This is a genomic window from Phaeobacter sp. JH20_02 (assembly GCF_048056915.1).
Classification (GTDB): Bacteria; Pseudomonadota; Alphaproteobacteria; order Rhodobacterales; family Rhodobacteraceae; genus Phaeobacter; species Phaeobacter bryozoorum.
On record NZ_JAYMVP010000022.1, the window covers coordinates 214,334 to 240,432 of the forward strand.

The following is a 26,099-nucleotide window of genomic DNA, read 5'->3' on the forward strand; positions in this document are numbered from 1 at the left end:
CTGGAGCGGAGTTAATTGTTAGGTACAAGGTAGACGCGAGACATGGCCATTCTTGACAATGCGATCTGGTTGACCGGCATCAACGGCACCGCGCAAAGTGGGTCTACCTCACTGAGTGAAGGCGGCAATACCACGGTTGTGACAGGCACGTTCACAGCGGACAGCTGGGACAGTTCGCAGGATGGCTACGCGGTTTCCGATTTCGGTGCCTTTGGCGTCAGCGATCCCATCACCGCAAGTTACGGGTTCTCCAATCCTGTCACAAATTTACGGTTTGATCTTCAGCATGTGAATTCGAACGGCAGTTCGAATGACGATAAGTTTACGCTTCGGGTGCTGGACGCAAGCGGTGTGTTGATCCCCGCATCGCAGATCATTGCCGGGTTGACCGGGGTTACCCACCATCAGGTCACGGTCAACGCCGATGGCACGGTCTCGATCGAGGCTGAGGGCAGCACAGCCGCCGATATCGGTATTGCAATCGACGGTCCCGTTTCGCAGCTGGATGTGATCTTTGACAATGGGGGGGACGCACCTGTTTCCGGCGGAGCGGGACTGTCCGATCTGACGTTCACGATCCCGCCGGCCTTGGATTACATCGTCGAAGGCACCGATTCCGGCGAGCGCATCGACGTCAACTACCTGGGCGATCCCGAAGGCGATCGGGTCGACAGCGCCGACGCGGCTGATGGCTCCCAGGACGACGTGATCGAGGCCGGCGGCGGCAATGATACGGTTATCGCAGGTGAGGGGGATGACCGGGTCGATGCAGGTGCCGGCGATGACTCGGTCGAAGGGGGTATCGGGTCGGACACCCTGTTTGGCGGTGACGGGAACGATCTGCTACAGGGCGGCGCCGGTGATGATCTGCTGCAAGGTGGCATCGGTAGCGACACGCTGGAGGGCGGCGCCGGGCGCGACACGCTGGAAGGTGGTATCGGGCATGACTCGCTTAGCAGCGGCGACGATAACGATCTGCTGTTGGGCGGCGATGGCAACGATACGATCACCGCAGGCTATGGCGATGACACGATCTATGGCGGGGCTGGCAATGACCAGCTCGAAGGGCTCTATGGCAACGATCTGATCTATGCTGGTGAAGGGGACGACCATGTCTTTGGCCGCGACCAGGATGACCTGATTTATGGTGAAGACGGCAATGACACGCTGATCGGCAGCATGGGAACCGACACCGTCTGGGGCGGGGCTGGCAATGACATTCTGGCGGGCAGCCAGGGCAATGATGAGATCCATGGCGGCGATGGCGACGACCTCGCCTTTATCGGTGTCTATGAAGATTCCGACCGCATCTTCCTCGACGATGGCAATGACTATCTCGATGGGAGCACCGCCGGGTCATCCTTTTATGGCGAAGGTGGCCGTGGCGACGACGTGATGAACAGCGGCGTCGGCAATGACACGTTGCTGGGCGGCGAGGGCTATGACCAGCTGAGTGGCGGCGCAGGCGGCGATTCGCTGGATGGCGGCAGCGAAGATGACATAATCGAAGGCGGAAGCGGCGCTGATACGCTGATCGGCGGTGCGGGTGCGGACAGCCTATACGGCGAGGATGACCGGGATCTGTTGATCGGCGGGGCTGGGGATATCGTCGATGGTGGCGAAGGTGGTGATGATTACGACCGGCTTGATATCAGCGAGCTGCGCGCGCTTGGAAACACCCGGATCATCTACACCAGCGCTGACCGCGAGGACGGCCGGGTCGAGGTCACGAACAACAACAATGACACCGTTGGAACGTTGACCTTCTATAACATCGAAGAGGTCATTCCCTGTTTTACGCCGGGCAGCCTTGTCCTGACACCGCAGGGTGCGGTTCCGGTCGAGGATCTAGAGATTGGTGATCGCGTCCTGACGCGCGACAGCGGGTTGCAAACCCTGCGCTGGACCGCGCGACGGGTGGTTACAACGGCAGAGTTGGCACGCCGCCCTCAGTTCCAACCGATCCTGATTGAGGCCGGGGCGCTCGGCCAGGAGGGGGCCGAGCTTGTGCCGAACCGGGATATGATGGTGTCACCGCAACACAGGATGCTGCTGACGGGAAGCCGTGCCGAACTGCTGTTCGGCTCAAACGAGGTGCTGGTGGCGGCTGTGCATCTGATCAACGATCGCGATATCCGCCGGGCGCGAACACTGGATGTGACCTATATTCATCTGCTCTTCGATCAGCATGAAATCATCTGCGCCGATGGAGCCTGGAGCGAGAGTTTTCAGCCCGGTGACCTGACACTGGCGGGGATGGATATGGCCCAGCGGTCAGAGCTTTGCCAACTGTTCCCGGAGCTGGAGGGTATGGGGCAGGCCTTTCCGGCGGCGCGGCGGTCCTTACGCAGCCATGAGGCGCGGGTGTTGCTGTCCGCAGGTCGGCACAATCGCGGCGACGGATCAGCCAAATAACCCGGCCACCATCGGCGGCCGGGTTGCTGCTTTGTTACTGGAACTTCTTGATTTCACCGGTCTTGAGGCGTGCCATGTAGCTGTTCAGCTCGCCCTTGACGATTGGCATCAGGAAGTAGAGCGCGACGATGTTCACCACGGCCATGGCAAAGATTGCCGCATCGGAGAAGTCGATGACCGGACCCAGGCTGGCCGCGGCGCCAATGATGACAAACAGGCAGAAGATCACCTTGAAGACCAGTTCAGTGGTCTTGCCCTCACCGAACAGGAAGGTCCAGGCTTTGAGGCCGTAGTAGGACCAGCTGATCATGGTGGAGAAGGCAAACAGGATCACCGCGATGGCCAGAATATACTTGAACCAGCCAAATGCCGACGAGAAGGCCGCAGATGTCAGAGCCACGCCGGAATTGCCATCCACGGTCTGGATCGCGCTTCCTGCCTCGTTCAGCACGTAGAGACCGGTTTCAGGGTTGCTGACCAGCTGGCCGGTGATGATGATCACCAAGGCGGTCATGGTGCAGATCACCACGGTGTCGATGAACGGCTCCAAGAGCGAGACGAAACCTTCGGTGATCGGCTCCTTGGTCCGCACGGCGGAGTGGGCAATTGCCGCGGAGCCAACGCCCGCTTCGTTGGAGAAGGCCGCGCGTTTGAAGCCCTGGATCAGTGCGCCAACCATGCCGCCCGCAACGCCAAGACCGGTAAAGGCACCGTCGAAGATCTGGCCAAAGGCCCAGCCGATTTTGTCAAAGTTCATCAGGATGATCACCAGCGCGGTCAGCACATAGAGCACGCCCATGAACGGCACCACTTTTTCGGTGACTTTGGCGATCGACTTCAGGCCACCAATGATCACGGCAAAGACGACACCAGCGAAGATAACGCCGGTGACCCAGCCCGGATAGTCGCCCAGAACATTGGTCAGCTGCGCATGGGCCTGGTTGGCCTGGAACATATTGCCGCCACCAAGGGCGCCCAGAATGCAGAAGATCGAGAACAGGACCGCCATGAACTTGCCCCCGGGCAGGCCACGCGCAGCAAAGCCCTTGGTCATGTAGTACATCGGGCCACCGGAAACTGTGCCGTCAGGGTATTCGTTCCGGTATTTCACACCGAGCGTACATTCGGTGAATTTCGACGCCATCCCCATCAGACCCGCGAGGATCATCCAGAAGGTTGCGCCAGGACCACCGATGCCAACCGCAACCGCGACGCCTGCGATATTGCCAAGGCCAACGGTGCCGGAAAGCGCGGTGGCCAGAGCCTGGAAATGGCTGACCTCGCCTGCGTCATTCGGGTCGGAGTAGTCGCCCTTCACCAGCGAGATCGAGTGCGGGAAGGCGCGGAACTGGATCAGGCCGAAATAAATGGTGAAAATCGTCGCTGCAATTACCAGCCATGCCACGATCCACGGGAAGCTGGTGCCCGGAAATGGGCTGAAGATGAAATTGACAAACCAGCCCGTGGAACTGGCAAAGAGATCGTTGACCTTCTGGTCGATGCTCTGTGCCATTAGCGGACCCGACAGCACTAGGGCGCCGGGGACGGCCAGTGCGGCCGCTTTGGAAAAACTGTTCATGATGACCCCTGTCGATCAGTTATGGGACAATGGTGACCGGAACCGGCGCGGCCTGCGCCAGACTGCCTGCGACCGAACCAAACAGCCGCGATGACAATGCGGAATGGCCGGTGCGCCCGATAACCACGTGATTGGCCCCTTCGGACTTCGCGATGGACACGAGAACCTCGGCGATATTGCCGTATTTCACGGTGGCCGTGACCTCGACACCGCTGGTCTCAAGATCCTTGAGCAGGGGCTGGATCAGCGCGGTCTCGGCGCGTTCAAGCTCTTCGGTGCGGCGCTTGTGGCGCTCTGCCAGCTCGGCTGCGGATAGAAAAGAATATGGTGACCATTCCAGCACATGCGCGACTACGATGCTGCCGCCCTGTGCCTTTGCTACACCCAGCGCAAAGTTGAGCGCACTCCGCGCGCTTGTGCTGCCGTCGTAGCCAACTACGATTTTTGAGGCCATCTGCCCCTCCCTTGGTTACGTCATCCCTGTGACGAAGTGTCTCAATTTTATGACGTTGTTGATAGGAAAGGTTCTCGATTTCCTTGCCTATTCGGAAAATTTCGGAAAAATGTGCGGATAACGATTAAGTATTGGGAAAATTTCCGATGGACATGCTGGATTCTCGTATTCTTTCCGCCCTGCAGCAGGATGGTCAGATATCAATGGCGCGCCTCTCGGAGAAAGTAGGGCTGTCTTTGTCCGCATGTCACCGTCGTGTCAAGTTGATGGAAGCCAGCGGTATGATCGAAGGCTATGCCGCGCGGCTGGATCGCAAGAAGATTGGTCTGGAGCTTCAGATCTTTATCGAGATCAAGCTGGTCGGTCAGCAGCGCGAGCATATCCAGGCCTTTGAGAACACTATCGCCCATATGCCCGAGGTGTTGGAATGCCACCTGATTTCGGGCGAGTTCGACTATCTGATACGCGTCGCGGCGCGCAATACGGAAACCTATGAAAACCTCTATCGCAACCGGTTGTCGGACATCCCGTCGGTCGCACAGATGAAGACCTTGCTGGCGGTTTCTACGGTGAAGGAGTTTCGCGGCTATCACCTAGAGTGAGACGCGCCCTCTTCAGGTCTGTTTCGGCTATTGATCATGGAGTTTGGGCGATTTCAGGACGCCCGACCGGTTTCGCGGGCGGTTCGGCGCCTATCGCTGGCGTGCCTCCGCGACGAGGCAGTCCAGTCCCGAAGAGGTGAGCGTCTCGAGGAAGCTCAGCAGGTCTCGCTGTTCGCCATCGGTCAGACGGAGCGGTCGAATGCGCGGATCCTGACCGGGCAGATTGGCACCGCCACCATTGTAGAAGTCGATCACCTCAGCAAGGGTGCCGAACCCGCCGTCGTGCATATAGGGCGGCGAGACGGCGAGATTGCGCAGCGTCGGCGTGCGGAAACGCCATCGGTCGCGTGGATCCTCGGTGACTTCGTAGCGCCCCAAATCGGCCTCCCGCGGACCGCTGACGGCGCGAACTAGCGCGTAGTCGATCTGATGGACCACGCCGGGAGCGACCTGAACCGGCAGGGTTTCGGGCGGGTTCTGTCGCGCCAGTTCGCGCATCTGCCCGTAGCCTGTGTCGTGGAACTGCTGATCGGTGAAGAGCGCGTCATCTGGTCCGATGCTGTGGCAGGAGACGCAGCCTGCCTTGCCGCGAAAGACGTCAAAACCACGTTTGGCGGCCGAAGAAACAGCAGCGCTGTCGCCGCCATAAAACCACCGATCGAACGAGCTGTTGCCCAGCGTCAACGCGCGCTGGTAGGCCGCGAGCGCCATACCTATGCGATCCAGAGACGCGGAGGCACCAAATGCCTCGCGAAACAATCGGTCATAGTCAGCCTGCTCCTGAAGATAGGCAACCACGTGGCCCACCGATGGGTTTGCCATCTCGTTACGGGCGGTGAGCGGTCCGATGAACTGGGTTTCCAGTGTAGGGTCGCGCCCATCATGGAACAGGGGCCGCAGCAGGCCGACATTGATCAGGCTGGGAGCATTGCGCTTCACGCTGCGGCCCTCGACGCCGATGGAGGTCGCCAGCTCCCAATTGGCAAATCCCTGTTCCGGCACATGGCACATGGCGCAGGACATGGTGTTGTTGATCGACAAGGCGCGATCAAAAAAGATCCGTCGGCCAAGCGCAATGCGTGCTGCTGTGGGCGGGTTGTCGGCCGGATGTTGCAATGGCGGTAGGCCGAGCTGCGGCGTCCGGCTACGTCTTGACGCAGCTTCAGCCCAATTATCGGGCGAGCGTTCACAGGTTTCCGCCGAGATCTGTAGCGGTGCCGCAGTCGATGCCGGGACGGTCCAGAGCAGAGCCAGAAGCGCAGCACATGGTGCAAGACGTTGGCGCAGCAAGGCGGGCGGACGGCGGGTCACTCTGCAGCCTCCGCCATCAGTAGGGTCTCCACGTCGGTCATCAAAAGGCGCGGGTCGATCAGGCCAAGACCATAGACGTTGCGGATCATGCCTTGGGTGTCGACCAGATACATCCGCAGCAGGTGATTGATCTGATCATCCGAGGATCCGCGATCAACCACCTGGCCAAATCCATCCAGCAAGGGGCGCAGCGCCTCCGCGTCAGCGGTGGTCAGGACGTGCCAGTCCAGTTTCTGCGCGCTGGCGGGATCGCTGCTGACCGGGTGGGCAAAAGCGGCGATCGCCTCTACCGTGTCGCGCTCGGGGTCAAAGCTGATGGTCATCAGCTGCACCTTCTGGCGCAGTCCGGGCAGCTGGGCGCTGGCATCATGAATGTCATAAAGCGTCGAGAAGGCCAGCGGGCAGCCGTCCACATCGCCACAGGTAAGATAGACAAAGCTGACGAGGGTGATTTTCTCGTCGAACAGCTGGTGCAGGCGGGTTTGTATTCCGTTTGTGGTCAGAACCGCGCCATCGGGTGCGGGCTTCAGCCGGTTCAGCCTATAGGATCCCGGTTCCGGTGGGCTGAACTGGAAGGCGGGATCGTTCGGGAAGATATCGGAAAAGGGAGTGGTGGCGGTCCGCAGCGCAGCAGGTGTCAACCGTGCGAGCAGATCTGAGGGACGCCAGGTGTCGGCCAGGGCGACAACGCCCGTCAGCAAGGCCGCAGCGGCGGTAATGGAAACAGCGAGTGTTGTCTTGCGCATGGAGATCCTCCGGCAAGTTTAGGTCCGCAAGGGGAGACCGGAGCGGCAGCTGGCCGCCCCGGGAACTGGCAGTCAGGCTGAGTAAAGCGCCGAGCTGCCAAAGCGCATGATGTGAGCGCGGCCCAATCCAGCGGCATAGAAGTCGATATTGAAATCTTCGACCAGATCTGTGCCATCCCATGAATAGGCGCGCAGATACTGCACATCATCCTCGCCCTTCTTGTCCCAGTTGGCGAGCAGCGACGACGAGAAATAGACCCGTTTGCCATCCCAGCTCTGGCTGACCATATTGACCTGCCGGTCGATGGTCTTCTCGTAGATTTGCGACGGGTTATGCGGGTCCGAGATGTCAAATAGGCGGGTTTTGCCATCCATGAAGGAATTGACCCAGAGCGTCTGATCATCCGCAGCGATGGAGATATCGACGGGCAGGGGGATGTCCTCCGGGTTGCCGATATCCGCGACCGATTTGGCCTGCCATTCGCCATCATCGTCTTCGTAGATCAGCCACAGCTGCGAGGTGAGCGCGGTGGTGGAGAAGGCATAATTGGCATTCGGACCCCAGGGAAAGCGCACTTCCAACGGTGCGCCGGGCACATTGAACACCTTGCGGGGCTGGCGGGTGTGCAGATCCCACAGCACCATCGTGTTTCCAAAGCGTTTCATCGCTTCGGGATCCTGCAACATCTGGCCAAAATCCATCATGTAGTTGGACCAGCCAGTGAAGGAGGAGGTAAGCATGACATTCTTGCGGATCAGCGCGCGGATATCGTAGCCGTAGCCATCGGCAACCGCGCCATCCACCGCAACGGCTCCCTGCATGTCATTTGCGGTGGGCATCCAGTAGGTGGCGACGTAATCTCCATCATCGTTATATTCGACCAGCGCCGTGCGACCGCCGTGATCGTCCTGATTGCTGAGCCCGGTGATCATCATGCTGCCGGGCAGGGCAAAAAACGTGTGGGGACCAACCACACCGCCGGAATCGGTGACGAAGGTTTCAATCACCTTGTGCAGCTTGGGGGCCGCCGGGTCGCTGTGAATGTCAAAGATGAAGATGCGATTGGTATCAAGCCCGCCGGTCCAGAAATACCGACGATCTGCGGAGAAGCCGCCATGATGGGCCTCGTTTCGGCCCCCTACAGAGAGGCTGTGGATGACCTCTCCGCGCGTGGATGAGCCAGGGCGGAGGTCGACGGTTACGATCTTGTCCTGCTCGTCGCCCATCCCCTCGACACCGAGAGTCCAGACGTACACAAATTCTTCTTGGCCCGTAATCTTGGGCATATAGGGGGATTGGCAGGTCTCGTCTGCAAAGGCGCGAAACGGACCGGCCATGGCCAGTGCAGCAGCAGCGGTCAGCCCGCCGAATTCTCTTCTGTTCATGTTCTTTCTCCCTTCAATAAATTCAGTGTTGTTGGTTCGACCTTTCCTTTGCTGCAGCCAGTGACATGGCATTTGTGGTTTCCGCCTCAACGACCGAGCAATGCTGAATGGCCGCAGCGGCGTGAAAGGCTTCTTTCGACAAAATTGGCAGAATTCGGGGGTGAATGGCCGGAGTGATGCGGGCAGATGGCCCGACCACGCCCATGGAAAAAACCGCGCCGAGACGATCAATAATGATTGGTACGGCGATGCTGGTGATACCGACGTCGATCTCGCCGTCGCAGGTTGCATAGCCGTGGCGGCGCACCTGCTGCAATTCGCGGGTGATCTGCTCGGGGTCGGTGCGGGTCTTGTCGGTAAAGCGCGTGGGTTGCGTTTCAATCAGATCACACTGGAGCTCCGGTGCCAGAAAGGCGGCAATAACCTTGGCCGAGGAGCAGGCATGAACCGGACGCGCGCCCAACCCGGGGTAGATATGGGGAACAGAAGGATCTGTCGGGACCTGCGTATGGATGAGGTCAACGCGCCCGGCTCGGTAGCGCGCCAGAAATGCGGTTTCTCCCAGGTCTTTGACCACCCGTAGCAGCACGGCGGAGACCGCGTTGATCACATGAGTGTCCGATTTTCCGGTCAGCGCAATCTTGATGAACCGCATGCCCAATACGTAACGGTTGCCGGTGTCGATCTCTTCCAGGAACCCGCAGGCCAGCAGGGTGGCAATATGGCGATAGAGGCTGGCCCGAGGGGTCGCCGTCATTCTGGCCAGCTCGCTTGCGCTCACTGGCGTCGCGGACGACGCTACCGCTTCCAGAAGGAGGATCTGACGGTCCTGCATGTGAATCCCATAATACGGACAATAGTACCGTAATTCGGGAAAAATGAGTCTGGCAAGACTCTATAGGATGTGTCGGCGGAACTATGCGCAGCTAGCCCGCGAGCCAACGCACCGGGCACAGGTGCCTAAAGGGGGGCACCGCCAGACGCCCCCACTACCATTTTCCGTATCGGAGGTTTAGCTGCCGCTAGCTGCGTTGCGGCCCGTGGGTATCACCTCGTAGCCCGGTTCCTCCGGCTCGTCGTCGACCATCTCAGCCGGAAATCCGGTCGCTCTGATGTCTAACCCTGTTGCCTCTTCCAGCCGCCGGATGATGTTTGGCGACAATTCGCGGCTGCCGAAACGGGCTTCGCCGTCCTTGAAGATCTTGATCATCAACGGGTTGATTTCGAGGGGGACGTTATGCCGATCCGCCACTGCCTGAAACAGGCCGATATCCTTTGAAACCAGATCCATGGTGAAGGAAATATCGCGGGATCCATTCAGGATCACCTGGCTTTCCGTTTCATGCACGAATGAGGTGCCGGAGGAGATCTTGATCGCCTCATAGGCGGTGTTGAGATCCATGCCTGCAGCCTTGGCCGTGACCAGCGCCTCGCAGCAGGTCAGCAGGTTGGCGGTGGCCAGATAATTGGTGATGACCTTCAGCACCGACGCCGAGCCGATCGGCCCGGTGTGCAGAATGCGCCGCCCCATGGTTTTCAGCAGGGGGACGATCCGTTCGAAGGTTTCGCGGTCACATCCGGCGAAGATAGAGATGTTTCCGGTATCGGCCCGGTGGCATCCGCCCGACACCGGGCAGTCTACGGCTGTGCCGCCCGCCTGCGCCACCAGCTCGCCGAGGCGTTTGACCTCTGCCTCATCGGTGGTGGACATCTCCATCCAGATCTTGCCGGGGCCAATCTCCGGCAGCATCTGCTGCATAACCTGATCTGAGGCCGCAGGCGACGGCAGGCAGGTGATCACCGCGTCACAGCTGCGCATCAACTCGGCGGGATTCTTCGCTGCCGTCGCTCCCGCCTCGGCCGCCTTTGCGACCAGCGTGTCGTTCAGGTCATAGACGCTGAGGTCGATACCGTTGCGCAGCAGGCTGCCGCTCAGTTTGCCGCCGACGTTGCCAAGGCCAATAAATCCTACTTTCATGCCGCTCTCCCTGCTGGCTATTGTCGAAAGCATTCCAAGAATGAGCGCAAAGAGAAACAAGAATTGCATCTTCGAGGCTGAAAAATCGGCCTTTGGCGAGACGGCCTTTCAGCGCCAGGACTGGCGCTTGCAATCAAAAGGGCATTTGCGTCGCAGGCTATGTTGAAAGCGCCAGCGCAGAAATATTCCTGTGTTCCGGAAGAAGCCGATAAAGGCACGCTTTGGTCAGCTTTCGCTGGCGTCGAAGGGCGTAACCATGGAGATCCTGCTCTGAGTCGCGGGGGGAGGTGCCTTCAGGATGTGGTTGGCATTGAGCAGGCTGAGAAAGGCATTGCGCATATCGCTGGCGATGTCGTGTTGCAGGACCACGGTGATCTTGCCCTGACGCATCAGGGTTCGATTTTCCGCATCCAGATCATGGGCGATATAGGCGCGGGGCTGGTGGCCAAAGGCGCTCAGCTGTTCGATGATGGCGCGATTGGCGCCGCCCATTGAATAGACCGCCACTATCCGGCCGAGATCCGGTTCGGCCAGCCGTTGACGCAGCAGCTCCGTGGTTTCCAGCGCAAGGCCGGCACCGGCACTGAGGGTGACCAGTCTCAGATCCGGGCGGCGTTCCTGCAAGACGCGCAAGAAGCCGAGCCGCCGTTGTTCCTCACCGTGGAATGCCATCTGGCTAAGGGTGGTCAGGATGGTTGCGCCCGGGCCAGGGATGCAGGGAAGGCATTTGTCGATCATGTAGGCGGCAGACTGGCCCGCCGCATAATTGTTGGGTCCGCAATAGAGCCTGCGGGGGCTGTTTGGCAGGTCGGTAAAGACACAGACAACAGGAATGCCTTTGCTGTCCAGTTCGGCCACCGTTGCAATAATCTGAGGCAGATCCCGTGCCTTCAGCACAACCCCATGGCTGCCGCGCCGGGCGATCTGCCCGAGGATGTCAACGCAGTCATCGGCGGACATAATTTGTCGGAAACTGTAGCGGGTATGGATCACCGCCGGACCGATGGTTGGAAGGACGGCCTCGGTCGCGAGACGGATTTCCCGGCTGAACCGTTCGGGAGCCTCGACAACAACGTCGAAATAGAGGCGTCGCCCACGGGCTGAGAGCTGCTGTTCCTGGCCCTCCAGCTCGGCGATGGCCGCCGCGACCCTGGCGCGACTGCGGGCGCTGACATTGGCGCGCCCGTTCAGGACGCGGTCCACGGTTGCCGTGCTCAGCCCGGACTGCCGAGCGATATCCTTAATCGGGAAGCGATGGCTCATTGATGTATTTTTGATGGATCATGCGGCTGACCACAAGTGATTACACCGGCAGTCTGATGGCAGGAGATTTGAAACCGCGCAAAGGAGAACATGGATGGCGGACAGAGCAGCAAGAAGAGGAGATACCTACTTCGACCCTGCCGGATGTGACTTGAGTGATTTTCGGAAGCTGGTTGAACAGGATTTGACGGCGGATCAGGTGCCGCTCGCGGGTGCCATCGTGAAGAATATCCCGATCTACGACATGACGGCCCTCAGCGGGATGCTCGGCAACAGTGATGACCGGCGGCGGCTGATGGCGGAATGGGCGCAAGGTTTGCGCGAAGGGGCCGGCGTATTGGTGCTGAAACAGGCCTATCAGGACACGGCCGCTATCGACAGCGCGAGCGCGATATATGAACAGATCATCGCGCAGGAGAAGCTGGCCAATGGTGGCGGTGCGGATCACTTCGCGGCGGCAGGCTCGAATGACCGGATCTGGAACTCTCTTCAGAAACTCTGCGAGGCCGCGCCGAAGGTCTTCGCGCGTTACTTTGGTAATGTGGCGTTGGCCGCAGTTTGCGAGGCTTGGCTGGGGCCGAACTACCAGATGACGGCGCAGATCAATCTGGTTCGGCCGGGCGGTGAGGCCCAGCAGGCGCATCGCGACTATCATCTGGGCTTTCAAACGGCGGAAACATCCTCGCAGTATCCAGCCCATGTGCATGATCTGTCGCCGGTTCTGACCTTGCAGGGGGCGGTCGCCCATGGGGACATGCCTGTTGAAAGTGGCCCAACCAAGCTGCTGCCGTTCTCGCAGAGATACCGGGAGGGCTATGTGGCCTGGCGGCGGCCGGATTTCCGCGCCTATTTCGAGGAGCGCTATGTCCAGCTGCCACTGGCCAAGGGCGATGCGGTGTTTTTCAACCCGGCTTTGTTTCATGCCGCAGGCGCCAACCGGTCGCAGGATGTCCAGCGCATGGCGAATTTGTTGCAGGTCTCGTCTGCCTTTGGTCGCGCGATGGAAACCGTGGATCGGCTCGGCATGTCCGAGCGGCTTTATCCCGCGCTGGTGCAATTGGAGGCTGAGGGCGCGATGCCAGAGGCGGAGCGCGCCGCGGCAATCGCAGCCTGCGCCGAGGGCTATTCCTTTCCGACCAATCTGGATAGAGATCCGCCGACGGGAGGCCTGGCCCCGCAGACGCAGGCGGATTTGCTGCATCAGGCGCTGGCTGAGGGCTGGCCGCCCGAGCGTTTCAACGAAGCGCTGGCGGCGCAAGACGCGCGCCGCCGGGCATAATGATCTGACCCGCTACAGTTTGACCGGTGCCCCCGTCTCAAGCGATTTGGCGGCGGCATCGGCCAACATCTGAGCGCGAAGCCCGTCGTCGATACTGGGCGACGGGGTGGTGCCTGCCTGAACAGCCTCGACGAAGCGGGCCATTTCGTTGCGATAGGCAGCCTCGTAGCGCTCAAGGAAGAAATGCTGCGCGGGCGCTGTCTGGAAGCCATTGGCCCCGGCAACCTCGACCGTGTTCTCCAGCATGTTGGCAGCGCGCAGCATCCCTTTGGAGCCATGCACCTCAACCCGCTGATCGTAGCCATAGGTAGCCCGGCGCGAGTTCGAGATCTGGCAGATCTTTCCGCTGGCCGTGGTCAGGGTGACGGCGGCAGTGTCCACGTCACCTGCCGCGCCAATAGCCGGGTCGACCAGGGCCGAGCCGACGGCGAAGACCTGAATTGGCTCTTCGCCCAGCAGAAAACGCGCCATGTCGAAATCATGGATCATCATATCCCGGAACAACCCGCCAGAGGTCTTGATGTAGCTGACCGGGGGCGGAGAGGGATCGCGCGACAGGATCGAGACGATCTCTACGTCACCAATCTCGCCTGCGCGCAGACGCTGCTGCAGATTGGCAAAGTTGGGGTCAAACCGTCGGTTGAACGCGGTCAGGAACGCAACCCCTGCCTCCGCCACCACCTTCTGGCAATCACGGATGCGGTCGGCGGACATATCGACCGGTTTTTCGCAGAAAATTGCCTTACCCGCCGCTGCTGCCTGATGGATCAGGTCGTAGTGGGTATCGGTGGGTGTGCCAATCACCACCGCGTCTACGTCCGCGCTGGTGATCAGCGCCGAGGCGTCGCGCACATCCGCGCCGATCTTGCTGGCCAGCGCGCTGGCGGCTTCCGGCACGGCATCGGCGACGGCTGTCACGCGCACGCCGTCCAATTGTCCAACAGAACGGGCGTGGACCTGACCGATGCGCCCGCAGCCCAGAAGGCCGATATTCAACATTGTGCTTCTCCCTTGAAGGCGCGAAGAACGCCGCGCGCCGCGGCAACGACCGGATCGTGGGTTTCCGACAGGATGCTGACCCTGTCAAAGCGGTCCGGGTCCCGGTTGACCGCATCGCGCATGGCGGCGCCGAAAGCCATGCGCAATTCGGTGCCGATATTGAATTTGCAGATACGCGACTCGCGGGCCAGCATTCTGCGCTGTGCGACCGGTACGCCGGAGCCGCCATGGATGACCAGCGGCACCTCGGTGAGGGCCTCGATGGCGCGGATCCGGTCAATATCCAGCCCGCCGTCCTTGTCCTGTTGCAGATGCACATTGCCGACAGAGATTGCCATCGCGTCCACGCCGGTTTCCAGTGCAAAGCGGCGGGCCTCTTCAGGATCAGTTCCTGCCGACCCTTCGCCGCCCGAGTAGCCGACAAATCCGATTTCACCCTCGCATGAGACACCTGCGGCATGGGCCATTTCGGCGATGGCAGCGGTTTCGGCGATATTGTCCTCAAGAGGTTTGCGAGAGCCGTCGAACATCACGGAGGTAAAGCCGCTGTCGATGGCAATACGGCAATCCTCTGGGGTGTAGCCATGATCGAGATGTGCAACCACCGGAACCGATGCGGCCTCGGCCAGATGGTGGAACATCTTACCCAGGATTGGCAGCGGCGTATGGGCGCGACAGGATGGCCCCGCCTGCAAGATCACAGGCACGCCTTCGGCCTCTGCCGCTGCCACATAGGCGCGCATGTCTTCCCAGCCCAGCGTCACCAGCCCGGCGACGGCATAGCCATCGCGCAGGGCCGTTTGCAGGACCTCAGCCAGAGTTGCAACGGTCATTTGAACTTGGCCACCATATCCTTGATGCCGGGGATCGTTTCGACCTGATAGGCATGGGTTGGCTGGAAATACTGGATCAGGCTGCGCTGGCTCAGACCGCCAAGGATGGTGAAATAATACATCTCATATCCCGGCATCACGGCGCAGGGGTGATAGCCCTTGTCGATCATGATGGTGGAGCCGTCCATCAGTTGGTAAGCATCCCCCGGCTTGCCTTCTTCGCGTTGCAGGATCTGGACGCCGGAACCATGGTTGGGGCGGAAGCGGAAGTTATAGGTCTCGTCATGACGCGTTTCGATGATATTGCCATCGGCGTCCTTGCGATCGGTGTCGTGCTTGTGCGCCGGAAAGCCGGACCAGCCGCCTTGACCCACAGTGAACAACTCCGAAACCAGCAGGCGTCCGACCTTGTCATGCTGCTTCTGTCCGAGAATATGTTTGATCTTCCGGTGAGTCTTGGTGTCATCAGATCCGTATTGCACGAGGTCGATGCCGTCCGCGCGGACGTCGAACGGCTCCAGAACCTTGTCGTATTTTGCACCGGCAACGAAGGTCTCCGTTGCGTCGGTGGTGCAGGTGATCGTGACCTTTGCGCCGACCGGGATATAGACGCCTTCTGGTTCGCCATCCCAGACGTCCGCGGTTCTGTTGCCGATCCCGGCATAGCTCAGACCTTCCACTTCGATATCCACGGTACCGGTGGCGGGAACGATGCAGGTCTCATATCCGGGGACCTGATATTCGAATGTCTGGCCCTTGGTCAGCTTGACGATGTTGAAATAGTTGAGCGGCACCAGATCGTTGTCGGCATCGACGATGGCTTTGTTCTGGTTGTCATGGGGGGCGATATGCATGGGGGGTCCTTTCAGATTTCGGTGGCGCCGGGGTGCGTTGCGAGGAACGCCTCCAGCGCAGCAAGATCGGGCATCGCCGGGGCGCACCCGGGTTTGGCTACAACGATGGAGGCACAGGCGGAGCCGCGTAGAATGGCCTCTTTCGTATGGCGTCCTTCGGAAAGCGCGGCGAGGAAGCCGGCCATGAAGCTGTCGCCCGCGCCGGTTGGTTTCAGCGCATCAACAGGGTAGATGCCGGTGCGGATTTCCTGCCCGTCGGCAAAGGTGATGGCGCCCTCTGGACCCATCTTGTAAACCACGACGGAGGCGGTGGTTTGCGCAAGGCTGCGCGCCTTGGCGAGCCCCATGTCAGCGCCACCGGCCATGAACCCGAATTCTTCGTCGTTGCCGACGATGATGTCGGACAACTCACCAGCACGCGACAGAACATCAGCGGCCACCTCGGCCGAGGGCCAGCTGTAGGGCCGGTAATCGACGTCAAAAATGATTGGTAAGCCCGCAGCGCGCGCCAGTTCAAAGGCGCGGAAGGTCGCGCTGCGCGATGGTTCGGCAGCAAAGACCGTGCCTGCGGTGATCAGCGCGCTGTATTGGCTGTAATCCACCGCCTCGACATCAGCGATGGTCATCTGAAAGTCGGCGGCGTTGTTGCGGTAGATCACGCTCTGGTGGTCTTCCACACGGCTTTCGTAGATCGCAAGCGATGTCCGATATTCGCCGGTGATGCGTTTCACGTGAGTCCTGCCGATCCCGTAGTGATCCAGCTGGTTCAGGCAATACCAACCCACGGCATCGTCTGAGACGCTGGTGACCAGCGCGGCACGGCATCCCATTTTGACCAGTCCAGCGGCGATATTTGCGCTGCTGCCGCCCATCGCCACCATCATGTCTTGGGCATCTTTTGTTGCGGTGCCTGCCGGGGTTGGACAAAGATCCATGCCCACCCGCCCGATGACCAGGAAGTTGCGCCCTGACAGATCGCCATGGGCTTTGGATGGGGTGTTCATCAGACCCCCCGCCGTTGTTTGCTGCGGCTGGATTCCCATTCGACATGGGCCTCCTGCACATCGGGATTGTTGGTGATATGCGGCGTGCCGACTTCCCACCAGGCGTGACCTTCCGTCGTCCAGCCCTCGTAGGCATCGACGTTCATCACGATGACGGTGGTTCGGTCGTTGCCCTGAGCACGCTTGAAGGCCTCTGCCAGCTCGCCCGGATTGGCGACCGTTTCCGCAATCGCGCCCATAGCGGCTGAATGCGCGGCGAAGTCCACGCCAAAGGCCTCAGGGATGGTCGGGCAATCGGCGAGAAGGTTGTTGAAACTGGTGTTGCCCGTATTGTTCTGCAGCTTGTTGATGACGGCGAAACCGCCATTGTCGAGCACGAGGATGATCAGTTTCTTTCGGCTCAGTACGCTGGAGTAGATATCAGAGTTCAGCATCATATATGAGCCATCGCCGACAAAGACGATGGTGTCACGCTCCGGCTCACGCTCGGTTTGGGCGATGCGAGCTCCCCAGGCACCGGAGATTTCATAGCCCATGCAGGAAAATCCGAACTCGACATCGACCGTGCCAGGTTCCAGCGTGCGCCAGTTGGCGGTGACCTCGGCGGGTAGGCCGCCCGCCGCTGCCACGACGCGGTCGCGCGGGTCGCAGAGCGCGTTCACCACGCCGATGGCCTGGGCATAGGAATTGGGCCGGTTGTCGCCATAGGATGTATTGTCAGCCACATAGGCGACCCAGCTGCGTCGTTCCTCCTGTGCGCGGGCCACCCAGTCCTGCGGGGCGCTGTAGCCTTGGCAAGCGGAGCCGAGGTCGAGCAGCGCGCGCTGGGCGTCACCGACAACCGGCAATGCACGGTGCTTGCCTGCATCATGGCGTGCCGCATTGATCGAGATGAACTGGGCATCCTGCGCAAATGCGGTCCAGGAACCGGTGGTAAAGTCCTGCAACCTTGTGCCCACTGCGAGGATCACATCCGCCTCTGCCGCGATGGCATTGGCGCTGTCCGACCCGGTCACGCCAATCGGGCCGATGTTCAGCGGATGGGTGTCGCGCAGGTTGGCGCGGCCTGCGATGGTTTCCACGACGGGGATCTGATGGGCCTCGGCAAAGGCGGTCAGCTCAGCCACCGCGCGGCTGTATTGCACGCCACCGCCTGCGATGATCATCGGGCGTTTGGCACCGCGCAGCGCTGCTGCGGCTTCGGCAATCTCGGCGGTGTCCGGTGTGACACGGCGAATGCGATGGGTCTTCTTTTCAAAGAAAACCTCCGGGTAATCATAGGTCCAGCCCTGGACGTCCTGTGGCAGGCCGAGGAAGGCCGGGCCACAGTCGCCGGGATCCAGCATCGTGGCAATCGCGGCGGGCAGAGATTGGATGATCTGCGCCGGATGGGTGATGCGGTCCCAGTAGCGCGACACGGGCTTGAACGCATCATTCACGCCAAAGGTCGGATCGTCGAAGTTCTCCATCTGCTGCAACACCGGATCGGGCAGGCGGGTTAGGAAGGTATCGCCGCAGAGCATCAACATCGGCAGCCGGTTGGCGTGCGCCAGCGCCGCCGAGGTCACCAGATTCGATGTGCCGGGACCGGCACTTGCCGTGCAGAACATGAAGCGTTGGCGCAGCCATTGTTTGGCGTATCCCGCGGCGGCAAATCCCATGCTCTGTTCATTCTGACCGCGATAGAGCGGTAGCGCCTCGCGCGCTTCATAAAGGGCTTCTCCGAGGCAGGTTACGTTGCCATGGCCAAAGATCCCGAAGCCGCCGCCGCAGAGGCGCATTTCCTCCCCGTCGATCACAATGAACTGATTGGAGAGCCATCGGATGATGGCCTGGGCGGTGGTCAATCTTATCGTTTTCGGCGGCGTCGTCATAGGCAGGGATCCCTGGGATGGTCGGTGGTCGGGTCGATTTGATCTTGCGAGATATCGAATCCCAAGATACAAGTTTTGCAACCGGTTGCAAATCGAATTTCATGGATTGGGAGGCCTGCATGACCGAAATCGGTATCGGAATTCTAGGCGGTGGGTACATGGGCAAGGCTCATGCCGTCGCGATGGCCGCAGTGGGGGCGGTGTTCGATACGTCTTTGCGCCCACGGCTGGAGATGGTCTGTGCCTCCACCCCCACCAGTGCAGAGCGATATCGGCGGGCCTATGGTTTTCGTCGTGCGACGGATGACTGGCAGGTATTGGTCAATGACCCAAAGGTTGAGGCGATTGTGATTGCGACCCCGCAGCAGACACATCGTGCGGTGGCAGAGGCGGCCTTTGCGCTGGGTAAACCGGTTTTCTGTGAAAAACCTCTCGGCGCTTCGCTGGCGGACAGCCGTGCGATGGTCGAGGCGGCCCGGGTTTCGGGCTGTCCCAACATGGTAGGCTTTAATTACATCCGTACACCGGCTAGCCAATTTGCCCGCCAGCTGATTGCAGATGGCGTGATCGGCGAGGTCACCTGGTTTCGTGGCGAACATACCGAGGATTTCTATGCCGATCCCCATACCCCGGCGAGCTGGCGGACCAAAGGAGAGGCGAATGGCACGATGGGGGATCTTGCCCCGCATATGATCAATGCAGCGATAGCGCTGATCGGGCCGATAGCAGAGCTGATTGCTGAGGTTGAGACCGTCCATAGCGACCGCCCCGGTGGCCTTGTCACCAATGACGATCAGGGCCAGATGATGTGCCGCTTTGCCGGTGGGGCAATGGGGCAGATGTTTTTCAGCCGGATCGCGACGGGCCGCAAGATGGGCTATGCCTACGAAATTACGGGAACAAAAGGTGCGATCAGGTTTGACCAGGAGGATCAGAACGCACTTTGGCTCTACCTCAGCGAGGGCGAGGACGCTACCCGTGGCTTCCGCAAGATCCTGACCGGTCCCGCGCATCCCGACTATCTGCCGTTCTGCCAGGGCCCTGGACATGGCACTGGCTATCAGGATCAGATCCTGATCGAGGCGCGCGACTTCCTGCGCGCGATTGAGACACAGACACCGATTTGGCCGACATTCGAGGATGGCGTGGCCGTAAATCAGGTGATTGCCGCTGCCATGGCGTCGTCCAAGGCCCGGTCGTGGCAAACCGTATCAAAGTTCTAAGCATCTAAGAAAGCACTGCAAAATGACGATCAGAATTGGCAATGCCCCATGCTCCTGGGGGGTGGAATTTGCACAGGATCCCCGCAATCCGGAATGGCGCAGCGTTCTGAAGGACTGCGCCGATGCTGGCTACAAGGGGATCGAATTAGGACCAGTTGGGTATATGCCTGAGGACCCTGCGATCCTGAGGGACGCGCTCGCCGAGCATGATCTGGAACTGATCGGTGGCGTCGTCTTCCGTGCCTTCCACGATCCGGCCCAATGGGAGGATGTGCTGGACGGGGCGCACCGCACCTGCAAGGCGTTGAAAGCCCATGGAGCCGAGCATCTGGTGCTGATCGATTCGATCTCGCCGCGCCGTGCTCCGACTGCTGGCCGCGCTGATGAAGCCGAGCAGATGGATCGCGACGAATGGTCGGCATTCCGTGACCGGCTCGCCACCGTCGCGCGGATTGGCACCGAGGACTACGGTCTCACCGTCGGCATCCACGCCCATGCGGCGGGGTTCATGGATTTCGAGCCGGAGCTGGAGCGGCTGCTGGATGAGGTCGACGACAGGATCCTGAAGATCTGTTTTGACACCGGCCACCATTCCTACGCCGGTTTTGATCCCGTCGCTTTCATGAAACGGCACATGGATCGTATCAGCTATATGCATTTCAAGGATATCGACCCGAAGGTGAAAGCCGATGTGATCGCCAAGCGGACGAACTTCTATGATGCCTGCGGGCAGGGGATTTTCTGCAATCTCGGCGAGGGTGATGTGGATTTTCCAGCGGTGAGGCAACTGCTTTTAGACGCTGGATTTTCCGGCTGGTGTACGGTGGAGCAGGATTGCGATCCAACGCTGGATCCCGACCCGGTGGGGGATGCGCGGGCCAACCGTGAATATCTTGAATCCATTGGTTTCAACTAGGGGGTAACACCATGGCAAAGCTGAATTGGGGCATGATCGGCGGTGGTGAAGGCAGCCAGATCGGACCGGCCCATCGTCTGGGAGCAGGGCTTGACGGGGCGTTTGAATTCGCCGCAGCGGCATTGGATCACCGTCCCGACGAAGGGCGCGCCTACGGTCAGCGGCTGGGGCTGGCCGCAGACCGCGCCTATGGCGACTGGCAGGAGATGCTGGAGGGGGAACGTCATCGCGACGACCGCGTTGATCTTGTCACCGTTGCCACACCCAATGCCACCCATTTTGAAATCACCAAGAGCTTCCTTGAAGCCGGTTTTCATGTGCTGTGCGAAAAACCGATGACAATGACCGTGGAGGAAGGCGAGGAAATCGTCAAAATCGCCAAGGCGCAGAGCAAGATCTGCGCGGTGAACTATGGCTATTCCGGCTATTCGCTGGTCCGCCACATGAAGGCGATGGTGGCGCGTGGTGATCTTGGAAAGATCCGCCTTGTGAAGGCCGAGTTTGCCCATGGGCATCATGCTGATGCGGCTGATGCGGACAATCCGCGGGTGCGCTGGCGCTATGATCCGGCTCAGGCCGGGGTTTCTGCGCAGTTTGCCGATTGCGGCATCCACGCGCTGCATATGGCCAGTTTTGTGATCGGGCAGGAACTGGAACGCCTTTCTGCGGATACGGTCAGCTGTATTGAGAGCCGGGTTCTGGAAGACGACGCCATGGTCAATATGCGCTTTGATGGCGGCACCGTCGGGCGGCTCTGGACCTCGTCTGTGGCAATCGGACGCCAGCATGGGCTGACCTTGCAGGTGTTTGGTGAAAAGGGCGGTCTGCGCTGGTCGCAGGAGCAGCCGAACCAGCTCTATTGGATGCCGCTGGGCGGCCGCTTGCAGGTAATCGAACGTGGTGAAGCCAACCTCAGCCCCGAAGCGGATCGCACCAGCCGCGTGACAATCGGCCATGCCGAGGGGATGCCTCTGGCTTTTGCCAATATATACAGCGATTTGGCCGAAGCCATCGGCGCGCGGAAAGCCGGGCGATCCATGGACCCGGCGGCGGATCTTTATCCACGGGCCGAAGATGGGCTGCGGTCCATGGCGGCTGTTTTTGCCGTCGCCGAAAGCGGCGCAACAGATGGCGCCTGGGTTGATGCCCGGCCGCCGATGTTTCGCTGACACCGTGGTCTAAGCAATCGCAGGGCACCCGGCAGCGGGTGTCCTTTTCATGCCTAGGATCGCTTCAGGATGTCAGCGGTCGCAATGTGCCGCGATCCACCACATGGCAGGGAAAGATGCGGGCTTCAGGATAGCGATCCGGCTCGTCGAGCATGGCAACAACCAGCTCGATTGATGAATTGACGATCTGTTCGATCGGCTGGTGGATGGTGGTCAGGTCTATGTTCTCCCAACGGGCCATTTCCATATCGTTGAGACCGATGACCCCGATGTCACCTGGCACCTTTAGGCCCTGTTCGCGGATCGCGCTGAGCGCCCCGATTGACAACACGTCATCCCCACAGAAATAGGCTTCGGCCGGGTCGTCCTGCAACAGGCGCAGCATTTCCCGGCGACCGGCCTCAAAGGAGTAATCATCCGCAAAACTGTAGGAGGAGACGATATCCGGATGAGCTTCCATTTCCAGCGTGAATCCCTTCCAGCGATCCTGAGTCGAGGTCGCGCTCTGGGGGCCGCCCATGAAGGCCAGTTTGCCATAGCCGCGATCAATCAGCGTTCGCGCCGCCATTCGTCCGCATTCGACGTTGTCGATCCCAACCACATGCACCTGCGGCGTGGAGGAGGAGCGGCCGAAACTGTGAACTACAGGCACGCCTGCATCTCGAAAGGCCTTGGCAAACCCCGGCGGCAGGGTCGACGAGGCGACAACAACGCCGTCAACGGAATATTGCCGCAACATACGAACCGAGTTCTCGGGGTCGGTTTCGTCAGAGAGGTTGACCAGCAGCGGGCGCAACCCCTTGTCCTGAAGCCGTCGCGTAAACCGGTCGAAGACTTCGAGAAAAATCGGGTTGTGAAAGTTGTTGGACACCAGGCCAATCAATTTGGTCCGCCCGGTTGTCAGGGAGGAGGCCAGCGCGTTCGGACTATAGCCGAGCTCCTGGGCGGCTTTCTCAACCTTGCGGCGCATCTTCTCCGATACCGACGCGCCATCGGTGAATGTGCGCGAGACCGCCGAACGCGAGACCTGCGCCCGTTCAGCCACATCTTTTAACGTAACAGCCATTCTTGGTCTTTCCCTTTGTCAGGGCCCGGCCGGGCCCATCCGCCTGTGCAACCGGCTGCGCACCGGATCAGACTATCTATCGCGGATCGAATTCAAGTTCAGCAGAAAAAATGCTGCCACAATTTGCAACCGGTTGCAAAAAAAATCGATTCGTGGTTATGCTGATCCCCGACGCGGATGGGACCGCCCGGACGCGATCGTGACGGTAAAACTTTGGGAGGAAAGAATGACGTCAATTTTCAAGACATTCCTGCTGGCGACAACGGTTGCAGCGGCGCCGATGATGCTGGCAACCACCGCCTCGGCAGAAGGCGAAAAATACATCCTTGTCAGCCACGCGCCCGATAGCGACAGCTGGTGGAACACCATCAAGAACGGCATCGCCCTCGCGGGTGAGCAGATGAATGTGGAGGTGGAATATCGCAACCCGCCGACCGGTGACCTTGCCGATATGGCGCGGATCATCGAACAGGCGGCGGCTTCCGGGCCCAATGGCATCATCACCACCCTGTCCGATTACGACGTCCTGTCCGGTCCTATCAGAGCAGCTGTCGACAGTGGTGTGGATGTGATCATCATGAACTCCGGCACCCCGGAACAGGCCCGCGAGGTGGGGGCTCTGATGTATGTTGGTCAGCCAGAATATGACGCCGGTCACGCGGCCGGCCTGCGCGCCAAATCCGACGGTGTTGGCAGCTTCCTCTGTGTGAACCATTATATCAGCTCGCCCTCTTCGACAGAGCGCTGCCAGGGGTTTGCAGATGGTCTTGGGATCGAACTGGGCGACCAGATGATCGACAGCGGTCAGGATCCGGCTGAGATCAAGAACCGGGTTCTTGCCTATCTGAATACCAACCCGGAAACTGACGCGATCCTGACATTGGGGCCGACATCGGCTGATCCGACAATGCTGGCACTGGAAGAAAACGGTATGGCCGGCGACATCTATTTCGGCACCTTTGATCTGGGCGAGGAAATCGTCAAAGGTCTGAAATCCGGTGTTATCAACTGGGGTATTGATCAGCAGCCCTTCCTGCAGGCCTATCTGCCCGTGGTGGTTCTGACCAATTACCACCGCTACGGCGTTCTGCCGGGCAACAACATCAACTCTGGCCCTGGTTTTGTCACCAAGGACGGCCTGGAAAAGGTCGAGGAGTTCGCGGGCGAGTACCGCTGACAATCTCCCCCAGGTGCGGGCGGCCGAAGCAATTTGGCCGCCCTTTTTTTAGAGAGAGTACAATGTCTGACGCACATACCCAATTTGCGGAGGACGAACGGATCAAGAGCCGTTCGAAGTTCCGCGAAGCCATGATCCGACCAGAACTCGGCGGCATTATCGGCACCATCGCCGTCTTTACGATGTTTATTATTTTTGCCGGTGACAGCGGCATGTTCAACAGTCAGGGCGTGCTGAACTGGAGCCAGATCTCTGCCCAGTTCATGATCATTGCGGTTGGTGCCTGCCTGCTGATGATCGCAGGCGAGTTCGACCTGTCTGTCGGCTCCATGATCGGTTTTACCGGCATGTTGATCGCAATCTTCAGCGTGACGCTGGGCTGGCCGGTCTGGCTTGCGATCCTGGTGACTTTTGTGCTGGCGATGGCGATCGGGGCATTGAACGGCTTTATCGTAGTGCGGACGGGGTTGCCCAGTTTCATCGTCACGCTGGCGTTTCTGTTCATTCTGCGTGGGTTTGCGATCTACCTGCCGCAAAGCATTGAACGCAAAACCATTATCGGTGGCGTGGCAGACGCAGCTGAGGGTGATTGGCTGGCCGCTCTGTTTGGTGGCAAGATCCTGACGGGATTGTTCCAGTGGCTGGGTGACAATGGTTGGATCGCCGTTTTTGAACGCGGCACCCGCAAGGGACAGCCGGTGGTCGACGGGCTGCCGATGTTGATCGTCTGGGCCATTCTGCTGGTTTTCGTCGGACATATCATCCTGACCAAGACACGGTTCGGGAACTGGATTTTCGCGGCCGGCGGCGATGCCGAGGCCGCGCGCAATTCCGGCGTGCCAGTGAACCGCGTGAAAATCCTGATGTTCATGTTCACCGCCTTCTGCGCGACGGTCTTTGCGACCTGTCAGGTTATGGAATTTGGTGGCGCGGGATCGGACCGGGGCCTGCTGAAAGAGTTCGAAGCGATTATTGCGGTGGTGATTGGCGGTGCCCTTCTGACTGGCGGTTACGGGTCTGTGCTTGGCGCCGCCCTGGGTGCGCTGATCTTTGGCGTCGTGCAGCAGGGGCTGTTCTTTGCTGGCGTCGAAAGTTCGCTGTTCCGCGTTTTCCTGGGGCTGATCCTGCTATTTGCCGTGATCCTCAACACCTACATTCGTCGCGTCATCACGGGGGAGCGCTGATATGTCCATGTCTCAACCCTTGATCCGGATGCAGGGCATCGAGAAGCATTTTGGCAGCGTCATTGCGCTTGCCGGGGTTTCGGTCGATGTCTTTCCGGGCGAATGTCACTGCCTGCTTGGCGACAATGGCGCCGGGAAATCGACCTTTATCAAGACCATGTCCGGTGTGCATAAACCGACCAGAGGCGAGATCCTGTTTGAGGGTCAGCCACTTCATTTCGCGGATCCTCGCGACGCGATTGCCGCAGGAATCGCCACAGTACACCAGCATCTGGCGATGATCCCGCTGATGTCGGTCAGTCGCAACTTCTTCATGGGCAATGAGCCGATCCGCAAGATCGGCCCGCTGAAACTGTTTGACCATGAATATGCCAACCGGGTCACCATGGAAGAAATGCGCAAGATGGGCATCAACCTGCGCGGCCCGGATCAGGCGGTTGGAACCCTGTCGGGAGGGGAGCGTCAAACGGTTGCCATCGCCCGTGCGGTGCATTTCGGGGCCAAAGTGCTGATCCTGGATGAACCGACCTCGGCACTTGGGGTGCGCCAGACGGCGAATGTTCTGGCCACCATCGACAAAGTCCGCAAGCAAGGTGTTGCGGTTGTCTTCATCACCCATAACGTCCGCCATGCCATGGCCGTTGGTGATCGGTTTACCGTTCTCAATCGCGGGCAGACCCTTGGTACTGCAAAACGCGGCGAAATCACGCCAGAGGAATTGCAGGACATGATGGCCGGCGGGCAAGAGCTGGCGACACTGGAGGGGAGCCTCGGCGGTACGGTCTGA

General features: G+C 60.0%; 24 protein-coding genes. 10 read left to right on the plus strand and 14 right to left on the minus strand.

What is annotated here, in order from left to right; translation table 11 throughout:
* The first annotated feature begins 42 nt into the window (after positions 1-42).
* The gene (locus tag VWY34_RS07800) at positions 43-2,415 is read left to right on the plus strand and encodes a Hint domain-containing protein (protein ID WP_416545123.1); all 2,373 of its coding nucleotides are present in this window, start codon (positions 43-45) and stop codon (positions 2,413-2,415) included.
* 34 nt (positions 2,416-2,449) lie between these two features.
* On the opposite strand, the gene VWY34_RS07805 is transcribed toward VWY34_RS07800, so the two are convergent.
* Together VWY34_RS07805 and VWY34_RS07810 are read right to left on the minus strand one after the other, a co-directional pair.
* The gene (locus VWY34_RS07805; protein WP_340544732.1) at positions 2,450-3,994 is read right to left on the minus strand and encodes an alanine/glycine:cation symporter family protein; all 1,545 of its coding nucleotides are present in this window, start codon (positions 3,992-3,994) and stop codon (positions 2,450-2,452) included.
* A gap of 19 nt (positions 3,995-4,013) precedes the next feature.
* Positions 4,014-4,448 carry a universal stress protein gene (locus VWY34_RS07810; protein WP_416535851.1) on the minus strand — a complete coding sequence of 145 codons (435 nt, stop codon included), beginning with the start codon at positions 4,446-4,448 and terminating at the stop codon, positions 4,014-4,016.
* 152 nt (positions 4,449-4,600) lie between these two features.
* Here VWY34_RS07810 and VWY34_RS07815 point away from each other — a divergent pair, with 152 nt between their 5' ends.
* Positions 4,601-5,050 (plus strand): Lrp/AsnC family transcriptional regulator, encoded by a 450-nt coding sequence (locus tag VWY34_RS07815; protein WP_416545174.1) that lies wholly within the window; start codon positions 4,601-4,603, stop codon positions 5,048-5,050.
* A 90-nt stretch (positions 5,051-5,140) separates the two neighbouring features.
* Here the strand turns inward: VWY34_RS07815 and VWY34_RS07820 are convergent, their stop codons facing one another.
* The 5 genes from VWY34_RS07820 to VWY34_RS07840 all read right to left on the minus strand — a co-directional run bounded on the left by VWY34_RS07820 (position 5,141) and on the right by VWY34_RS07840 (position 10,471).
* Positions 5,141-6,361 carry a cytochrome-c peroxidase gene (locus tag VWY34_RS07820; RefSeq protein WP_416545125.1) on the minus strand — a complete coding sequence of 407 codons (1,221 nt, stop codon included), beginning with the start codon at positions 6,359-6,361 and terminating at the stop codon, positions 5,141-5,143.
* The gene (locus tag VWY34_RS07825; protein WP_416545127.1) at positions 6,358-7,107 is read right to left on the minus strand and encodes an SCO family protein; all 750 of its coding nucleotides are present in this window, start codon (positions 7,105-7,107) and stop codon (positions 6,358-6,360) included. The genes VWY34_RS07820 and VWY34_RS07825 overlap by 4 nt, the downstream gene beginning before the upstream one ends.
* 72 nt (positions 7,108-7,179) lie before the next feature.
* On the minus strand, positions 7,180-8,493 hold the full coding sequence (locus VWY34_RS07830) for a selenium-binding protein SBP56-related protein (RefSeq protein WP_416545129.1): 1,314 nt from the start codon (positions 8,491-8,493) through the stop codon (positions 7,180-7,182).
* Positions 8,494-8,515: 22 nt separating this feature from the next.
* Positions 8,516-9,328: an IclR family transcriptional regulator gene (locus VWY34_RS07835; RefSeq protein WP_416535856.1), complete on the minus strand. Its 813-nt coding sequence runs from the start codon at positions 9,326-9,328 to the stop codon at positions 8,516-8,518.
* 177 nt (positions 9,329-9,505) lie between these two features.
* On the minus strand, positions 9,506-10,471 hold the full coding sequence (locus VWY34_RS07840; protein WP_416545131.1) for an NAD(P)-dependent oxidoreductase: 966 nt from the start codon (positions 10,469-10,471) through the stop codon (positions 9,506-9,508).
* Here VWY34_RS07840 and VWY34_RS07845 point away from each other — a divergent pair.
* On the plus strand, positions 10,470-10,637 hold the full coding sequence (locus VWY34_RS07845; RefSeq protein WP_416545133.1) for a hypothetical protein: 168 nt from the start codon (positions 10,470-10,472) through the stop codon (positions 10,635-10,637). The genes VWY34_RS07840 and VWY34_RS07845 overlap by 2 nt on opposite strands.
* Positions 10,638-10,696: 59 nt before the next feature.
* Here the strand turns inward: VWY34_RS07845 and VWY34_RS07850 are convergent, their stop codons facing one another.
* Positions 10,697-11,734 carry a LacI family DNA-binding transcriptional regulator gene (locus VWY34_RS07850; protein WP_416545135.1) on the minus strand — a complete coding sequence of 346 codons (1,038 nt, stop codon included), beginning with the start codon at positions 11,732-11,734 and terminating at the stop codon, positions 10,697-10,699.
* A gap of 94 nt (positions 11,735-11,828) precedes the next feature.
* On the opposite strand from VWY34_RS07850, the gene VWY34_RS07855 reads away from it, so the two are divergent.
* Positions 11,829-13,013 (plus strand): phytanoyl-CoA dioxygenase family protein, encoded by a 1,185-nt coding sequence (locus VWY34_RS07855; protein ID WP_416545137.1) that lies wholly within the window; start codon positions 11,829-11,831, stop codon positions 13,011-13,013.
* A gap of 12 nt (positions 13,014-13,025) precedes the next feature.
* Here the strand turns inward: VWY34_RS07855 and iolG are convergent, their stop codons facing one another.
* Genes iolG through iolD form a run of 5 tightly spaced genes read right to left on the minus strand, consistent with a single transcriptional unit; the run spans position 13,026 to position 18,577 of the window.
* Positions 13,026-14,012: an inositol 2-dehydrogenase gene (iolG, locus tag VWY34_RS07860; RefSeq protein WP_416545139.1), complete on the minus strand. Its 987-nt coding sequence runs from the start codon at positions 14,010-14,012 to the stop codon at positions 13,026-13,028.
* Entirely contained in the window at positions 14,006-14,845 is an 840-nt protein-coding gene (locus VWY34_RS07865) for a class II fructose-bisphosphate aldolase (protein WP_416545141.1), read from the minus strand. The genes iolG and VWY34_RS07865 overlap by 7 nt, the downstream gene beginning before the upstream one ends.
* Positions 14,842-15,699 (minus strand): 5-deoxy-glucuronate isomerase, encoded by an 858-nt coding sequence (locus VWY34_RS07870; protein WP_416535861.1) that lies wholly within the window; start codon positions 15,697-15,699, stop codon positions 14,842-14,844. Before VWY34_RS07870 ends, VWY34_RS07865 begins: the two co-directional genes overlap by 4 nt.
* An 11-nt stretch (positions 15,700-15,710) precedes the next feature.
* A complete protein-coding gene (iolC, locus tag VWY34_RS07875) occupies positions 15,711-16,703 on the minus strand; it encodes a 5-dehydro-2-deoxygluconokinase (protein ID WP_416545143.1) in 993 nt (330 codons plus the stop codon).
* A complete protein-coding gene (iolD, locus tag VWY34_RS07880; RefSeq protein WP_416545145.1) occupies positions 16,703-18,577 on the minus strand; it encodes a 3D-(3,5/4)-trihydroxycyclohexane-1,2-dione acylhydrolase (decyclizing) in 1,875 nt (624 codons plus the stop codon). Before iolD ends, iolC begins: the two co-directional genes overlap by 1 nt.
* Before the next feature lie 119 nt (positions 18,578-18,696).
* Between iolD and VWY34_RS07885 the strand changes: the two genes are divergently transcribed.
* From VWY34_RS07885 to VWY34_RS07895, 3 genes are read left to right on the plus strand one after another with little or no spacing between them, the layout of a single operon-like run.
* Positions 18,697-19,800: a Gfo/Idh/MocA family protein gene (locus VWY34_RS07885; RefSeq protein ID WP_416545176.1), complete on the plus strand. Its 1,104-nt coding sequence runs from the start codon at positions 18,697-18,699 to the stop codon at positions 19,798-19,800.
* A 22-nt stretch (positions 19,801-19,822) separates the two neighbouring features.
* Positions 19,823-20,716: a sugar phosphate isomerase/epimerase family protein gene (locus VWY34_RS07890; RefSeq protein ID WP_340544752.1), complete on the plus strand. Its 894-nt coding sequence runs from the start codon at positions 19,823-19,825 to the stop codon at positions 20,714-20,716.
* A gap of 11 nt (positions 20,717-20,727) precedes the next feature.
* Positions 20,728-21,885, plus strand: coding sequence for a Gfo/Idh/MocA family protein (locus VWY34_RS07895; RefSeq protein WP_416545147.1), 1,158 nt, complete (start codon positions 20,728-20,730; stop codon positions 21,883-21,885).
* Between the two features lie 64 nt (positions 21,886-21,949).
* Here the strand turns inward: VWY34_RS07895 and VWY34_RS07900 are convergent, their stop codons facing one another.
* On the minus strand, positions 21,950-22,951 hold the full coding sequence (locus VWY34_RS07900) for a LacI family DNA-binding transcriptional regulator (protein WP_416535866.1): 1,002 nt from the start codon (positions 22,949-22,951) through the stop codon (positions 21,950-21,952).
* Between the two features lie 226 nt (positions 22,952-23,177).
* On the opposite strand from VWY34_RS07900, the gene VWY34_RS07905 reads away from it, so the two are divergent.
* The 3 genes from VWY34_RS07905 (at position 23,178) to VWY34_RS07915 (ending at position 26,099) form a co-directional block, all read left to right on the plus strand.
* Positions 23,178-24,128: a sugar ABC transporter substrate-binding protein gene (locus tag VWY34_RS07905; RefSeq protein WP_416535867.1), complete on the plus strand. Its 951-nt coding sequence runs from the start codon at positions 23,178-23,180 to the stop codon at positions 24,126-24,128.
* Positions 24,129-24,190: 62 nt separating this feature from the next.
* Positions 24,191-25,312 carry an ABC transporter permease gene (locus VWY34_RS07910; RefSeq protein ID WP_416545149.1) on the plus strand — a complete coding sequence of 374 codons (1,122 nt, stop codon included), beginning with the start codon at positions 24,191-24,193 and terminating at the stop codon, positions 25,310-25,312.
* A 1-nt stretch (position 25,313) separates the two neighbouring features.
* On the plus strand, positions 25,314-26,099 hold the full coding sequence (locus VWY34_RS07915) for an ATP-binding cassette domain-containing protein (RefSeq protein ID WP_340544757.1): 786 nt from the start codon (positions 25,314-25,316) through the stop codon (positions 26,097-26,099).

Coding starts and splice junctions, on each gene's coding strand:
- VWY34_RS07800 (WP_416545123.1), top strand. CDS start 43: ATGGCCATTCTTGACAATGCGATCTGGTTGACCGGCATCAACGGCACC.
- VWY34_RS07805 (WP_340544732.1), bottom strand. CDS start 3,994: ATGAACAGTTTTTCCAAAGCGGCCGCACTGGCCGTCCCCGGCGCCCTA.
- VWY34_RS07810 (WP_416535851.1), bottom strand. CDS start 4,448: ATGGCCTCAAAAATCGTAGTTGGCTACGACGGCAGCACAAGCGCGCGG.
- VWY34_RS07815 (WP_416545174.1), top strand. CDS start 4,601: ATGCTGGATTCTCGTATTCTTTCCGCCCTGCAGCAGGATGGTCAGATA.
- VWY34_RS07825 (WP_416545127.1), bottom strand. CDS start 7,107: ATGCGCAAGACAACACTCGCTGTTTCCATTACCGCCGCTGCGGCCTTG.
- VWY34_RS07830 (WP_416545129.1), bottom strand. CDS start 8,493: ATGAACAGAAGAGAATTCGGCGGGCTGACCGCTGCTGCTGCACTGGCC.
- VWY34_RS07835 (WP_416535856.1), bottom strand. CDS start 9,328: ATGCAGGACCGTCAGATCCTCCTTCTGGAAGCGGTAGCGTCGTCCGCG.
- VWY34_RS07845 (WP_416545133.1), top strand. CDS start 10,470: ATGCCGCTCTCCCTGCTGGCTATTGTCGAAAGCATTCCAAGAATGAGC.
- VWY34_RS07840 (WP_416545131.1), bottom strand. CDS start 10,471: ATGAAAGTAGGATTTATTGGCCTTGGCAACGTCGGCGGCAAACTGAGC.
- VWY34_RS07850 (WP_416545135.1), bottom strand. CDS start 11,734: ATGAGCCATCGCTTCCCGATTAAGGATATCGCTCGGCAGTCCGGGCTG.
- VWY34_RS07855 (WP_416545137.1), top strand. CDS start 11,829: ATGGCGGACAGAGCAGCAAGAAGAGGAGATACCTACTTCGACCCTGCC.
- iolG (WP_416545139.1), bottom strand. CDS start 14,012: ATGTTGAATATCGGCCTTCTGGGCTGCGGGCGCATCGGTCAGGTCCAC.
- VWY34_RS07865 (WP_416545141.1), bottom strand. CDS start 14,845: ATGACCGTTGCAACTCTGGCTGAGGTCCTGCAAACGGCCCTGCGCGAT.
- VWY34_RS07870 (WP_416535861.1), bottom strand. CDS start 15,699: ATGCATATCGCCCCCCATGACAACCAGAACAAAGCCATCGTCGATGCC.
- iolC (WP_416545143.1), bottom strand. CDS start 16,703: ATGAACACCCCATCCAAAGCCCATGGCGATCTGTCAGGGCGCAACTTC.
- iolD (WP_416545145.1), bottom strand. CDS start 18,577: ATGACGACGCCGCCGAAAACGATAAGATTGACCACCGCCCAGGCCATC.
- VWY34_RS07885 (WP_416545176.1), top strand. CDS start 18,697: ATGACCGAAATCGGTATCGGAATTCTAGGCGGTGGGTACATGGGCAAG.
- VWY34_RS07890 (WP_340544752.1), top strand. CDS start 19,823: ATGACGATCAGAATTGGCAATGCCCCATGCTCCTGGGGGGTGGAATTT.
- VWY34_RS07895 (WP_416545147.1), top strand. CDS start 20,728: ATGGCAAAGCTGAATTGGGGCATGATCGGCGGTGGTGAAGGCAGCCAG.
- VWY34_RS07900 (WP_416535866.1), bottom strand. CDS start 22,951: ATGGCTGTTACGTTAAAAGATGTGGCTGAACGGGCGCAGGTCTCGCGT.
- VWY34_RS07905 (WP_416535867.1), top strand. CDS start 23,178: ATGACGTCAATTTTCAAGACATTCCTGCTGGCGACAACGGTTGCAGCG.
- VWY34_RS07910 (WP_416545149.1), top strand. CDS start 24,191: ATGTCTGACGCACATACCCAATTTGCGGAGGACGAACGGATCAAGAGC.
- VWY34_RS07915 (WP_340544757.1), top strand. CDS start 25,314: ATGTCCATGTCTCAACCCTTGATCCGGATGCAGGGCATCGAGAAGCAT.